The 14,234-nt window shown below is 62.8% G+C and carries 9 protein-coding genes and 3 pseudogenes; 10 read left to right on the forward strand and 2 right to left on the reverse strand.

Annotated features, from left to right (window positions below; genetic code table 11):
• Positions 1-119: 119 nt before the first annotated feature.
• Positions 120-996 (reverse strand): annotated as a pseudogene (locus tag QP029_RS04105) (IS256 family transposase); the annotation flags it as partial.
• 321 nt (positions 997-1,317) lie between these two features.
• Here QP029_RS04105 and istA (QP029_RS04110) point away from each other — a divergent pair.
• The 6 genes and pseudogenes from istA (QP029_RS04110) to QP029_RS04135 all read left to right on the forward strand — a co-directional run.
• Positions 1,318-2,802, forward strand: a complete 1,485-nt coding sequence (gene istA, locus QP029_RS04110) for an IS21 family transposase (protein ID WP_284875581.1) — start codon at positions 1,318-1,320, stop codon at positions 2,800-2,802.
• Complete coding sequence (locus QP029_RS04115; protein ID WP_284875582.1) at positions 2,799-3,443, forward strand: ATP-binding protein; 645 nt, start codon at positions 2,799-2,801, stop codon at positions 3,441-3,443. The genes istA (QP029_RS04110) and QP029_RS04115 overlap by 4 nt, the downstream gene beginning before the upstream one ends.
• Before the next feature lie 105 nt (positions 3,444-3,548).
• Positions 3,549-5,111: an IS21 family transposase gene (istA, locus tag QP029_RS04120; protein ID WP_284875189.1), complete on the forward strand. Its 1,563-nt coding sequence runs from the start codon at positions 3,549-3,551 to the stop codon at positions 5,109-5,111.
• Positions 5,108-5,854 (forward strand): ATP-binding protein, encoded by a 747-nt coding sequence (locus tag QP029_RS04125; RefSeq protein WP_284874266.1) that lies wholly within the window; start codon positions 5,108-5,110, stop codon positions 5,852-5,854. The genes istA (QP029_RS04120) and QP029_RS04125 overlap by 4 nt, the downstream gene beginning before the upstream one ends.
• Before the next feature lie 87 nt (positions 5,855-5,941).
• On the forward strand, positions 5,942-6,118 hold the full coding sequence (locus tag QP029_RS04130) for an ATP-binding protein (protein ID WP_349293716.1): 177 nt from the start codon (positions 5,942-5,944) through the stop codon (positions 6,116-6,118).
• An 82-nt stretch (positions 6,119-6,200) separates the two neighbouring features.
• Positions 6,201-7,052, forward strand: a pseudogene (locus tag QP029_RS04135) (IS110 family RNA-guided transposase); the annotation flags it as partial.
• Between the two features lie 315 nt (positions 7,053-7,367).
• On the opposite strand, the gene QP029_RS04140 reads toward QP029_RS04135, so the two are convergent.
• The gene (locus QP029_RS04140) at positions 7,368-8,636 is read right to left on the reverse strand and encodes a replication-relaxation family protein (protein WP_284875583.1); all 1,269 of its coding nucleotides are present in this window, start codon (positions 8,634-8,636) and stop codon (positions 7,368-7,370) included.
• Between the two features lie 1,867 nt (positions 8,637-10,503).
• Here QP029_RS04140 and QP029_RS04145 point away from each other — a divergent pair.
• The 4 genes and pseudogenes from QP029_RS04145 to QP029_RS04160 all read left to right on the forward strand — a co-directional run bounded on the left by QP029_RS04145 (position 10,504) and on the right by QP029_RS04160 (position 14,169).
• Positions 10,504-11,214: an IS6-like element ISCef5 family transposase gene (locus QP029_RS04145; RefSeq protein WP_284875584.1), complete on the forward strand. Its 711-nt coding sequence runs from the start codon at positions 10,504-10,506 to the stop codon at positions 11,212-11,214.
• A gap of 189 nt (positions 11,215-11,403) precedes the next feature.
• Positions 11,404-11,769, forward strand: coding sequence for a GNAT family N-acetyltransferase (locus QP029_RS04150; protein WP_284875585.1), 366 nt, complete (start codon positions 11,404-11,406; stop codon positions 11,767-11,769).
• Positions 11,770-11,868: 99 nt separating this feature from the next.
• Positions 11,869-12,761: pseudogene (locus QP029_RS04155) on the forward strand (IS481 family transposase); the annotation flags it as partial.
• Positions 12,762-12,825: 64 nt separating this feature from the next.
• Positions 12,826-14,169, forward strand: coding sequence for an IS256 family transposase (locus QP029_RS04160; protein ID WP_284873830.1), 1,344 nt, complete (start codon positions 12,826-12,828; stop codon positions 14,167-14,169).
• The last annotated feature ends 65 nt before the right edge of the window (positions 14,170-14,234 follow it).

Genomic DNA, 14,234 nt, shown 5'->3' on the forward strand with positions numbered 1-14,234 from the left:
AGTATCTATATTATTTTCACTCAATGAGTCTATCCATTTAACCAAAACATAACCGGGACATGGGCCCGACCCTGTGCTCATCTGGGAGCGTGTCAAGTTGTTTGTGTGGGGCGTGATTATTAGAGGTAGGGCTCGAAGCGGTCCGGGTAGGCCACAGACATCTGGTTGATGGCCTGCTTCCAGTTCGTCACCCGCCTGCCCTCGATCAGCCGGCCACTGGTAGCCGCGACCCGTTTGCCCTGCTTAGCGCGCTTGGCGGCCCGTTTGTCCTCGATGTTGCAGATCATCAACCACAAGGTTTTGATCGCGGAATCATCGTTGGTAAACTGCACCCGATTCCGGGTGGCTTTGCGCAGCTCGTTGTTCATCGACTCAATCGAGTTCGTGGTGTAGATCACCTTCCGGGCCATGGGAGGAAACTCCAGGAACGGGATGAACCGGTCCCACGCATCGCGCCACACCTTGACTGACTGCGGGTACTTTTCCCCCAGCTCGGAGGCCTCGAACTCCGCCAACGCCGCCAGAGCGGTCTGCTCGGTGGGGGCGGTGTAGATCTTCTTCAGCTGGGCGGACACCGCTTTGCGATCTCCGTAGGCCACCCACCGGTTCGCTGCCCTGATCAGATGGACGACACAGGTCTGGACCATCGAATCCGGCCAGGTGGCTTCCACAGCCTCCGGCAGGCCCTTGAGCCCGTCGCAGCACACGATAAACACATCGTGTACGCCGCGGGTAGCGAGGTTGGCGCACACCTGGGCCCAGAACGAGGCTCCTTCCTCTTTCGCCAGCCAGATACCGAGGATGTGTTTGATCGAAGTCCATGTCCACCCCGATAGCCAGGTACGCGGATTTGTTGACCACCCGGCCCCCGTCACGGACTTTGATGCGTAACGCATCGAGGAAGATCACGGGGTAGAACTCCTCGAGTTGGCGGTTCTGCCAGATCATCACCTCCTCGAGGACCGCATCGGTGATCGCGGAGATTGTTGTGTGTGATCAACTCTTTGTGGGCCGGTTGAGCAACATCTCCCGGCTATCTCAGCGGCTGGTTTCCTGCCAAAAGAGCACGGGAAACCGGCCACCCCACCGCACACCCGCCTTCCACCCGTCGGCGGCGGTTGCCGGTGTGTTTATCCCCGAAGACACGATCACACTCACCCCAGGTGGCCGGGCCCGCACCCCATCCACGGCTGTGACCTAAAGCCAATGGTCACAGGCCCCGCCACCGTTAGATAGGTTCCTCCTCGACGCTTCCCGACCCTTTTCACAAGCGGGGGCGCTAAGAGATAAGGAACCCGAAAGAAGATGGCGGTACCCATGACCGTTGTAGAAGATATCAGGAGACTCGACTCCCAGGGAGTCTCCGGCCGCGACATCGCCCGCCGACTCAACGTCAGCCGCGACTCGGTGGCCAAATACACCAGCATCGAGGACTTCTCCCCAACCCCGCCAACGATGAAACGTCCCGGATCGAAAGTCCTCGACGGACTCGAGGTCATCATCGACGGCTGGCTCGAGGACGATAAGAAACGCCCCCGCAAGCAACGCCACACCAGCCGACGCGTCTTCGACCGCCTGGTGGCCGAATATGACTACGCCGGCTCGTATTCACCTGTCCAGCGCTACATCAAAGCCTGGCGCCAGGCCCACCGCCAACCTGGTGACGGCTACATCGAACTGACCTGGGCACCCGGCACCGCCCAGGTCGACTTCGGGCAGGCAGAAGCCATCATCGACGGCGAACGTATGAACCTGCACATCCTCATCGTGACGTTCCCCTACTCGAACATGCGCTTCATCCAGGCTTACCGTGGGGAAACCGCGGAATGTGTCTGCCATGGGCTGCGCACCATCTTCGAACACATCGGGGGTGTGCCCGGGCAGCTGATCTTCGACAATGCCACCGGTGTCGGCCGACGCACCGGGGCCAAGGTCATCGAGTCGAAGCTGTTTGCCGCGTTCAAGCTGCACTACCGAACCACGGCGCGCTACTGTAACCCGTACTCCGGTCATGAGAAAGGCAACGTGGAAAACGCCGTCGGGTTCCTGCGCCGCAACCTCATGGTCCCCGAACCTGTGGCCACCACCCTGACCGGACTCAACACCAACTTCCTCACCCGATGTCAGGATCTGGCGCTGACACCGCACTGGCGCAAACACCAACCCATCATCGAGCTGTTCGCCGAGGATCTCGCCGCCTGCCTGGACCTGCCCGGGGTCGGTTTTGATCCGGTGCGCTACGAATCCCGCAAGGCCGACAAGACCGGCACCATCACCGTCGACGACAACTTCTACCTCGCCGGCCCCTCCTTCGGCAGCAGGGCACTGACAGTGGCGATCCGCCATGACATCATCGACATCCTGGATGAGACCTCCCGCCCGGTGGTGACCTTCCCCAGATCCTATGACCACCAGGATCAGACGATCTTCACCCCCATATCCCTGCTGCCGGCGCTGATCGCCAAGCCCGGGGCCTGGACAAACTCACCCGTGCGCCCCCTGATGCCCGACACCGTCCGTGACGTGCTCGACGCCGCCGACGCCACCGACCGTGCCCGCATGCTGGCCGGCATCAACCAGGCCAGCACCGCCACCTCCTTCACCACCGCCATCACCGCCTGTGAACAGATGATCGCGGTGGGACAGGATCCCGCCGGCCCCGGACTGGGGATGCTCGCCCGCCGCATCGCCCACGGCACCGAGCCTGCCGCCACGGGCGTAGATCTGTCGATCTATGACCTGCTGCCGAAAACCACCCGGGCACACCTGTCCAACACTCAGGAAGTCCAGGTGGGGGCATGACAGAACCGATCACCGCGGTCGACATCATCACCGCAGGGAAAGCCACCTCGCTGACCGCGGCGGTGCTCGCGGAATGGGCTGAGAAAGGCACCCCGAAGCAACGCGAGTACCTCCACGGGCTGCTCATCGCCGAGCAGCAGTCCCGTCACACAGCGCGCAGTACCCGGCTGTTACGCGCGGCGAAACTGCCCATGATCAAGACCCTCGACGGTTACGACTGGAGCAACATCGGCTTCCCTGCCGGCTACGGCCGGGATCAGCTGCGCTGTCTGGACTTCCTCGACACCGGTGGTGATCTGGTCTTCTACGGTGATGTCGGCACCGGGAAAACACATCTGGCCTGCGCGCTGGTCGCCCAGGCCTGCCAGGCGGGCATCCCCGCGAGGTTTTTCACCACCGCCTCCCTGGTCGCGCATCTACGCCGGGCGAAAGACGCGGACAGGCTTGATAAGGAACTGGCCAGTCTGGCCAAGAATCGGCTGCTGGTCATCGATGAATTCGGCTACCTGCCCATCGATACCGAGGGAGCCAGATTGTTGTTCCAGGTCATCGCCGACGCCTACGAAAAGCGCAGTCTGATCCTGATGAATATTCGCTTCACTGGGGTCCACCGGTCGCGTGTCCGGGGGCCGGCAGGCTGAGGACGGGTTCGTAGGCCTCGGGGCCACTCGTGGTGCGCTCGGGGGCCACCACGCTTACGCTCCTCCCGCCGTGTGTATAGGGCACACGGCGGAAGGAGCAAGCCAATGGTACGAAAGATCAGAGCGAAGCTGATACTCCAGCTACGCTCCGAGGGCCTGTCAGGACGCACGATCGCCGCGTCACAGGGTATGTCCCGAAAAAGCATCACCGCTGTGCTGGAAGCAGCCGACACCGCGGGTGTGAGCTGGGATGATGTCGCCGAGCGTCCCGAGGACGAAGTCTATGACCTGCTGTTCCCGGGCCGGGGACAGCACCACAGCATCTTCGCCCAGCCGGACTGGGAGAACGTCCACCGGGAACTCGCCCGGGTCGGCGTGACCCTGAAGCTGCTGCACGGCGAGTACACCGACAGGTGTGCGGCCACCGGTGCCCCGGCGATGGGTTACGACCGGTTCTGTCGGACCTACCAGCGCCACGTCCTGGTCACCGGGGCGGCATCGAGGGTCGGACACAAGGCCGCCCAGAGCGTCGAAGTCGACTGGTCCGGACCGACGATGACACTGTTTGACCCGGTCAACGCCACCCCGAGGCCGGTGTACCTGTTCGTCGGGTGCCTGCCCTTCAGCCGCTACTCGTTCGTCTACCCCAGCCTGGACATGACGCAGGAGTCCTGGCTGCGGGCCCATGTCGCAATGTTCACCGCCTTCGGCGGATCGGTACCGCGGATCGTGCCCGACAACCTCAAAACCGGAGTGATCACACATCCCCGCGACGGTGAGATCGTCCTCAACGACGCCTACCGTGAGATGGCCGCACACTACTCGGCCGCCGTACTACCGGGCAGGGTGCGCAAAGCGAAGGACAAACCGAGCGTGGAAAATACTGTCTGGCATGTCGCGATGCGGGTCATCGCGCAGCTACGTGACCAGCAGTTCACGTCGCTTCCGGAGCTGACGGCCGCGGTCACCGACCAGGTCGCGGCCTACAACGCCGAGCCTTTCCAGAAGCGGGACGGCTCCCGGGCCAGTGTCTTCACCACCGAGGAACACCCCCTGCTGACCGGGCTTCCGCAGGTCGCCTATGAGATCAGCCGGTGGGTCTACGGCCGGAGGGTCGGGCGCAACGGGCACGTGGTGTGGGAGAAGAATTTCTACTCGGTGCCAGTCACCCATATCGGTACGGGTGTGGATCTGCGGATCACCGACCGGGTGCTGCAGGTCTACTCCGGCCAGCAAAGGGTGAGCAGCCATGTGCTGCTTCCCGAGGGATCAGCCAATCAGTACCGCACCAACGACGCTGATCTACCCGCCGGGGAGCGCTACCAGCCGTGGGACGCCCCGCGCGTGCGGGAGTGGGCAGGCCGGGTGGGTCCGTCCGCGACGGTGGTGGTCAACCGGATCTTCGAATCGGTGGCCGTCGACGAGCAGGGCCTGAATGCCGCCCTGGCGGTGTTGCGGTTGACGCGGCGGTATTCCGCCGAGCGGGTCGAGGACGCCTGCAGGCTGGCGCTGGCCGGGCATGTCCGGTCCCCGCGGTACGTGCACCTGCACCCGATCCTGGCCACCGGACAGGATCAGGCCGCCCGGCAGCGTCCACCCCGGGAGGAACCGGTGGAGGAAGGCGGATTTGTCCGCGGCACCGACTACTACGCAGGAGACGTGAAATGAGCGGCATCGACATGGAAACCAAACGCAAACTCCGCGACATGGGCGCGACCGCCCTGCTGGAGGCCATCGACGCCGAAGACGAGAACCTCGTCCTGGGGATGGGATTCGAGGAGCGGCTGCGACTGATCGTCGATGAGGCGTATGCCACCTTCACCCACGGCAAGGTCGACGGGCTGATCCGCCGGGCCGGCCTGCGCTATCCGGCTGCTGATCTGCGTCGGATCGACCTGGTCGAGCAACGAGGACTGAATCGCAACCTGCTGGCTACCTTGGCGACCTGCGGGTTCATCGAACGCCACCAGAATGTCGTGTTCCAGGGCTTCACCGGGTCGGGGAAGTCCTACCTGGGGTGCGCGCTGGCGAAGCAGGCCTGCCAGCACCGGTATCGGGCGCACTACATCCGGATGCCGGATCTGGAGGAAGCCTGGGCCACCGCACGCGACAAACCCCAGGGAGCGACGAAGTTCCTCAAGAAGTACGCCGCGTTCACTGTCCTCGTGATCGACGAGTGGCTGCTGGATCATCCGGATGAGGCCATACGCAGCATGCTGCTGGAACTGCTCGAGCGTCGCTACGACTCCGCATCGACGGTGTTCTGCACCCAATACGCCAAGAAGGACTGGCATCAAAGGCTCGGATCCGGGGTGCACGCCGATGCGATCATGGACCGGATCGTGCACAACACCATCTGGGTCGACACCGGCACCCACAACATGCGGGAGCACGTCACGATGAACCAGTAGGAAACACCCAGCGTCGGCCGGTGGCCCCCATCCCTACGGTCACCGGCCCCCGCAGGCAATACCGCTGGCCCCCAACCGCATGATCGGGTGGCCTTCACAACTGCGAATACTCACCTGACGACGAACCTGGCGTTTTCCAAGTGGGGTGCCGTCTTCGGTGATGATCATATGGCCGCCGCGGTCATCGACCGGATCGTCCACCACGGCAGGCTCCTGCACTTCACGGGCGAGTCCTACCGCGTCAAGCACGCCCTGATGACCTGACGCTCACATGGCCGGAAAACCCGCTGAGGTGGCCGGGTTTTCCGCGCTCTTTTGGCAGACAAAAAGTTGACAAAACACACTGCACACGTTGCGGTCCGTGGACCGCGACGATGAGGTCCTGTCGGCGTTGAAGATGCTGTCCGGCTTCGATGACGACATCGCCAAAGACGCCACCCGCACCATCAACCGGCTGCGCAGTGTGCTGACTCAGATCTACCCGAGCTTCGAACGAGCATTGCCCGGTGACGTGATCACCAGGCCTCTGGTCTTGGAGATGCTGATCCATTATGGCGGGCCGACGAAGCTGAAGAAGGCCGGCTACCAGCGGGTACTGGGCTGGATGGCCAAACGGTCCACGAAAGATCCCACGGTATTGGTGGACGCGATCTTTGAAGGGCTCAAGGCCCAGACCGTCACCGTGCCCGGCACCGCGGCAGCTGAGGTGGTGATTCCGCAGTTAGCGGCCAACATCAAGTCCCTGCTGAACCAGCGGAAAACCATCGCTGATCAGGTCGAGGAGTTGCTTCAGGACTTCCCTCTTTCCGAGGTCTTGATGTCCATGCCGGGAGTGGGTATCAAGACCGCCGCAAATATTCTCCTGGCCGTCGGCGACTGTTCTGACTTTCGGTCCGCCGGGCACCTGGCCGCCTATGCCGGCATCGCCCCAGTCACCCGACGGTCCGGAACATCCATCAGAGGCGAATTCCCCGCCAGGTCGGGCAATAAGAGACTTAAGAATGCGTTGTTTTACTCGGCGTTCGCGTCCCTGCGGTCCCACCCGGCGTCCAAGGTTTACTACGAGAAGAAGCGCGCCGAAGGCAAGCGTCACAATGCGGCGGTGATGTGCCTGGCCAGACGGCGGTGCAACGTCATTTACGCGATGTTGACCCGCGGCGAGTTCTTTAAGGAGGTGCCTGCCAGAACCGCCGCATAGACAAAGAGTAGCTGCTGAGCTGGTCGAAAGCAGTCTTCTTTGGCCAGCTACTCAGCCATGCCCGGCAATCAGCAACGCACTACCCCCGAAACCCTTCGGTGAGTACACCGTCTGCCCCTTGACAACAACATAGGGACACCCCCAATTGGTTTACTCTCTTTACCCGGGCGACGGTGATAGGCCGCGGACGTGGGGATCAAATTTATGGGATGAATCAGGCGTGAATGACCCCCTCAGCCCCTTCCGGACAGACACTCACTGTCGCATAACAACCTCGACGCAAACCATGCGGCATAAAAATAATGGTGAGACGTATCACAAGGCGTGGATGGCCTCTCGGCATCGCTTGAGGTTGCCGGGGGCGCGCAGCCACTGGACAAACGGAACGGGCTCGGCGTCGTCTGTGACGTCGTCTTCCCAGACTTTTCGCCACACTCGCCACTCCTGCATAGAGGTGCGATACGCCACCGGCAGGACGCGTTGATGCAGTTGATATTCCAGCCCGGGGTCGTGGCTGACATCAAGGGCGGCGGCGCTCAGTGGCCAGTTCTTTTTGCTGAGTGCCCACGTGTCTTTCTCCTTGTAGAACAAATGTGTGTTCATTGATTTGTCCCATACCTCGCGCACCAGGCCGACATCATCTTTTCCGGTGACGGGGTCCACACCGCCGGGGTGACCGCGCAGCTGGATCATCACCGGGTCGGTGACCACCCACCGCACACCCACGAATTGGCGCCGCAGGGCACCGGCGGTCGGCAAATCGTAACCGGCGTCCCGCAACACCATGTTGTGACCAAGGCAGGCGTCGCGGTAACCAGCCAGGATCTCGCGCATGCGGGAAAGGGATTTTTGGGCAGTCTCGACCTCGATCGCACGTAGCTCACCGCGGACGGTGACCTCCAGGAGATCGGGGATGCGAAACGCCGTGTGCACACCCGGCATCGGCAGCGTCAGCCAGCGTTCGAGACGTCCGTGCTCGGTGCGCTCCACCGTCGGGACCACACCAGCGGACCCGTTGATGCTGCGGCGCACACCGGCCTCAGCGAGGAACTGATCGCGGGCTGTGTGATTGGCGCCGGAGACTGTTTCGTAGAGGCGGATTTCCCGCTCGGTGATGATCGTTCTTCCCGCCGCCAACAGTTTGAGTGCTTCCTCGGCCACCAGCAGTCGGTGCGGCAGGGTGGAATCCGCCGGCGCCTCCAGGGCGCGCAGCGGTGACTCAGGATCCGTGACCGCTTGCCGACCGGCTGTGGTCGGCCAGACAACCGTGCCCGCCCACGGGGCGGAATCCATGCGCTGCAGCAAACCGGCCTGCGCCATCGCGGCAATCCTTTTCCGGGCGGTCTGATAGCTCACGCGCGGATAGACATACCGGTGCGCTTGTCGGATGGTGATCGCACCGAGACGACTCGCCCACGTCAACAGGCGCTCGTCTTCGGGGGAGCGACGCCACCCGTCACCACTGCGTGTGCCGGCCTCAGCGCCCCGGCGGCGACGGCGTCGCTCACGGGCGTCGCGTGCCTTGGACACAGTGGGTGGTGTGCTCATGCGGACCTGCTCGGAGACACTGACGATACGTGCCATGACAAAGCTCCTTGGCTTGAGGGGATACGGGTTGTGGTGACTGTATCCAGCGAGTGTGCACGCCTCTGCCCAGCTCACGTCGCGACAGGATTTTGCGATGTCGCCGGTCAGCGCCCGCGCCTGTGGCACCCACCGGGATTCTCTGCGGCGCGCGGGCCGAGAGCCCTCGTCCTCGTCGGATAGGAAAGACGCGCTCTCTTGGTGTGCTGGCCACCATCACGCGGGGATGTTTCGCAGCACCCCACAAAGTTTTTTCTCACCTCTTGTCACCCCGTGTGCGCCCCTTACGCCAGGTGTGCTGCCGGTGGTGACACGATGGGACATCATCGGCGTCCACCCCGTCGTGCGGAGGCCGGAAAAACACGTCTGATTCAGACGTGTCAGCGACGCTGTCGCGCTCTGCACTCATCTCGCAGCGGCAGTGCTCACGACCTCACGATCGAGCGCGCGCAGGCGTCTTGTTTTCGGGCCGGAAATCGCGCTGAAAAAGTACACCACGCGGTCTACCACCCCGCGGCCTAAACACTCACCCTGCCCTCAAACCCTCTGACCTGGATAAACACCTTCTTTTACTGGGCCACGGAGGAGCGCTATACGTGATTGACTACCCTCTCCTGCGGTCGTCCACACCCCCACACGTTTCCTTGCTTCGCTGCGGGGTGGTGGTGTGTCCGTCTGGCAGTCTCGGGTCCGTCCCTTTCGGTCCTTCCGTGACACTGACTCCAGGGGCAGTCTCCGCCTGTGAAACCTCGCTTGCTCGGTTCCCCAATCGGTGCCTGTCTCCCTTGTCGTCCGGGCGTGTCTCGCAAGGCTTGCGAAAGGGTCGGTTCGGCGGGTGCCGGCCGGGTGGCGCAGACGCCTCCTCGTTCCTCGTCGTCGTTGCTATGCCACCGTCCGTCAGGTCCCGCCGAAGCGGTGCTGCGGGTGGTGCGTTGGGTGTGTGCCGCGAAGTCATCTTCGTAGTGTTCTTCGGGCGCGGCGAGGTCACGCCGACGACACCTCTGGTGGGGCCTTGACCCGTGGGCGGGCGCCCTGCTTTTCGCGGCGAAAATCTGCTGTCGACGGCACCCGGTAGGGCCTTCGCCCGAGACCTCATCGGCAGGTTGTGCGCGGCCGCCGCAGCCACAAAAACTCGGTGAGTCGAGACACCGATGTGTGCCTCTCACCGGGTGCCGTGTGTCGCTGTCATACACCCGCACCGTCACCGTCGCCGAGGTCGACGACGAGGGGACCTGCCGAAGAATTCTTCGGGAGAAAACTTCCGCCACCGCATGCCGCCACGGGCCGTGATCACGCGTCGCCCGACCCGAGCGCATCACCCGCGTCGCGCCGCCACCGCAACCCCTTTTCACGCCGAATGCCCCACCGAGTTGGAGGATCGCCGGCGCCGCGAAAAGCATGCCGCCCACCCGCGGGCGAAGGCCCCACTGGAGGCATCGTCGGCGTGGCTTCGCCGCGTGATGCTGTGCGCCCGCACACCGGTGCAGCCCCCACCGAGGTGTCGTCGGCGTGACCGCGTGGGCGAAGCCCGACCCTTGCCCTGCCTCCGTCAGCACCAGCGGCACCCGCCCATCCGCTTATCCGTCCGCCGTCACGGTCACAGCCGACGGCACACACTCGGGTAAAGGCCCCACCAGACGCAATCGTCGGCGTGACCTCGTCGCGCCCGAAGCGAGCCCCCGTCGTCGACCACGACGTGAGCTTCGCCCTCGCATGCATGCGCCTGCGGCACGGGCGCAGACAAAATACGCACAGCAACCCACGACGCAATCGTTGCGTTTCTCACCGAGCTGCACGAGGTGAAGACACAGGCGGTGCTGTTGCAAAGTTCGGGCGACAGGAAGACCTGCGTGAAATAATCACAGCCATGGGCATCTTCTCCGGTCGTCATTTCCCCCGTGAAATCATCCTGTGGGCGGTCCGGTGGTACTGCCGCTACGGGCTCAGCTACCGCGATCTGGAAGAAATGATGACCGAACGCGGCGTACCGGTCGATCACAGCACCATCTACCGCTGGGTCCAGAAATATGCTCCTGAGCTGGAGAAGCAGACCCGGTGGTACCGACAAGTCCCGGATTGGCAGGCCCGGTCCTGGCGGGTGGACGAGACCTATATCCGGGTCGGGGGAAAGTGGTGCTACCTCTATCGGGCCATCACCGCGGGCGGGCATACCCTGGATTTTTACCTGTCCCAAAAGCGTAACGTCGCCGCAGCGAAGCGTTTCCTGGCCAAGACCCTGAGGTCGAACACGATAACCGGGTTCCCGCGGGTGATCAACACCGATAAAGCACCCTCCCTGGCCAGGGCAATCGCCGAGTTGAAGTCAGAGGGAATCTGCCCGCAGACCGTGGAACACCGGCAGGTGAAATACCTCAATAACGTCATTGAAGGAGATCATGGGCGGCTGAAACGGATCCTCGGACCGAAGGGGGCGTTCAAAAACCGGACCTCGGCGTACCGGACGTTGAAAGGGATGGAAGCGATGCACTCATTACGGAAAGGCCAGGGCGCGATGTTTGCCTACGGGCAACCGAACCCGGATGCGGTGATCGTCAGCCGGGTGTTCGAGGCTGCCTGAGAACGCCGACCCGCAGCGAGCATCAGAGGATGAAGACTGGGTCGTCACGGCTCTCCGCCTGAAGTTTGCAACAGCACCATCGAGACGATCATCCGTCATCACTACCTGGATTCGGGTGAGGTCGATGTCGCTGAGAATGAGCGCGGTGAGATTGTCGGTGCCGCGTTGTGGGACCGGCCGGGATCCTCGATGGGAGTGAAGGCGAAGGTGGCGGTGGCACCGCAGGTGGTGAGGTTGATGGGGCGTCGATTAGCGCGGAAGATGACTCAGGGCCTGCGTGCCAGCGGGTACCATCCGAAGTTCCCGCACTGGTACCTCTACATGGTCGGCGCGACACCCGAATCCCAGGGATCCGGGGTCGGCACCGCACTGCTCGAGCACGGCCTGGACCGGGTGGGTGACGACGCCGCCTACCTCGAGGCGTCCACACCCGCGTCGGCGAAGCTGTACGAGCGGATGGGTTTCGTCCCCATGGGCGTCAACCCCATTCCGACGCCCGGCCGGGATCCGGAGCTGGCGATGTGGCGGCCCGGGGCGATGCCGGAACAGTCCTAGGTGTACTTCCCCGGGAGGTTGTGAACGGTGTGAGCGAATAAAGGGAACCTCCGGTACGCAGGTGGGTAACTACACGCACACCAACACCGGAGGTTCCTAGTGACACACCGTAACGCACCGTTGACCCCGACGGGGAGAAAGAAAATGGTCGACCTTGTCCTGACCGAAGGACTAAGCCAACGCCAGGTCGCCGAGCGCTACCAGGTCTCTGCGGCAACCGTAAACCGCTGGGTCACACGCGCCCGCACCACCGAGGACCTCAACGACCACCCCAGCCGACCTGCCACCAGTCCTAACCGGCTTGCCGTGCGACGCGAACGCCGGATCATCAAACTTCGGTTCACCCGCCAATGGGGACCCCACCGCATCGGATACCACCTGGGAATCCCCCGATCCACCGTCGGTAGGGTCCTGGCCCGCTACCGGATGCCGAAGCTTGAGTGCATCGACCAGGCCACCGGACTGCCGGTGCGCAGGCAGCCGGCAGTGCGCTACGAACGCGACGCACCCGGTGATCTGGTCCATGTCGACATCAAGAAGCTGAGCCAGATCCTGATGGCGGTGGATGGCGCGTTCATCAGCGCGGTTCTGCCCAGGACCGGGCGGCCGGGCGTCGACGAGACGTGCTGTACAAGGCCGGGGCGAAACCCGGGCGGGGATATTCCTACCTGCATCATGCCGTCGATGATCATTCACGGCTGGTGTACTCGGAGATCCTGGGAGACGAGCGGAAAGATACTGCTGCCGGGTTCTGGAAGCGGGCGAGGGCCTTTTTCGCTGGGTGCGGGTTCACCGTCAAACAGGTGATGACTGATAACGGGGGTTGCTACCGTGCGCATGTGTTTGCTGACGCGCTTGGTGAGGGTATCGTCCATAAGTTCACCAGGCCGTATCGTCCGCAGACCAATGGCAAGGTCGAGAGGTTTAATCGCACGTTGATGCAGGAGTGGGCCTATGTGAGAGCTTATGACAGTGAGAAGGCCCGGCAGGCAGCGTAGAGGGTGTCAGATGGTTTGTGTGTGAGGGATTCCCCTCACACCAAGGAGATGAACCAGAATGACTACCGTGGCACGACGAAACCCAGAAGACTCCGCAAAGATCAAAGCGATCGAGGAAAAGCTGCTGGCCAATCCTGAGATGGCGAAACTGATCGACGAGCTCGGCACCTCCACAACGGATGCCAACGATCTCGTCCGGGGCCTGCTCCAGGCCTCGATCAACCGCGGCCTCAACGCCGAGATGGATGCCCACCTCGGCTACCAGCACGGTGACCGGGACAGCAAGGAAGCCGCTGGTCAGAACAATTCCCGTAACGGTTCCTACCCCAAGCGGGTCGATTCGAACTACGGACCGGTCGATGTCGCTGTTCCCAGGGACCGTGACGGATCCTTCCTGCCGACAATGGTGCCCAAAGGATCCCGCCGGCTGACCGACGTCGACGACATGATCATCAGTCTCTATGCCGGTGGCATGACCGTCCGAGACATCCAGCACCACATGGTCACCGCCATGGGCGTGGACATCTCCCATGAAACAATCTCCGCGATCACCGATGCGGTCCTCGAGGAGGTGCTGATCTGGCAGAACCGCCAACTCGAGGAGTTCTACCCCGTGATCTTCCTCGATGCGTTACGCATCAAAGTCCGTGACGGGGGCCGGGTGGTCAACAAATCCGCGTACCTGGCTATCGGGGTGGACATGGACGGGATCAAACACATCCTCGGTATCTGGCTGGCGAAAGAGGAAGGAGCCTCGTTCTGGGCCCAGGTGTGCGCCAACCTCGCTACCCGCGGCGTACACGATGTGTTTATCGTGTGCTGCGACGGGCTCAAGGGCCTGCCGGAGGCTGTGGAAGCCACCTGGCCGGATTCGATGGTCCAGACCTGTGTCGTCCATCTGATCAGGGCAGCGAACCGGTGGGTGGCCTACGGAGATCGCAAAGCGGTGTCCGCCCAGCTGAAGAAGATCTACACCGCCCCCACCGAGCAGACCGCTCTGGCGGCGTTGGCGGAGTTCGAGGCCTCCGAGCTGGGGGAAAAGTACCCGCAGTCAGTCAAGGTGTGGCGCGATGCGTGGGACCGGTTCATCCCGTTCCTGGAGTTTCCTCCCATGGCCCGGAAGGTGATCTACACCACGAACTCGATTGAGTCGATGAACAACGAGCTGCGCAAAGCCACCCGGAATCGGGTGCAGTTTACCAACGATGAGTCCGCGATCAAAACCTTGTGGTTGATGATCTGCAACATCGAGGACAAACGGGCCGCCAAGCGCGCTAAGCAGGGCAAACGGGTCGCGGCTACCAGTGGCCGGCTGATCGAGGGCAGGCGGGTGACGAACTGGAAGCAGGCCATCAACCAGATGTCTGTGGCCTACCCGGACCGCTTCGAGCCCTACCTCTAATAATCACGCCCCACACACAAACAACTTGACACGCTCGCAGCGTATGCGAGGTTCATCCACGATTA

Origin of the sequence: Corynebacterium suedekumii, from assembly GCF_030252185.1 — a bacterium.
GTDB lineage: Bacteria > Actinomycetota > Actinomycetes > Mycobacteriales > Mycobacteriaceae > Corynebacterium > Corynebacterium suedekumii.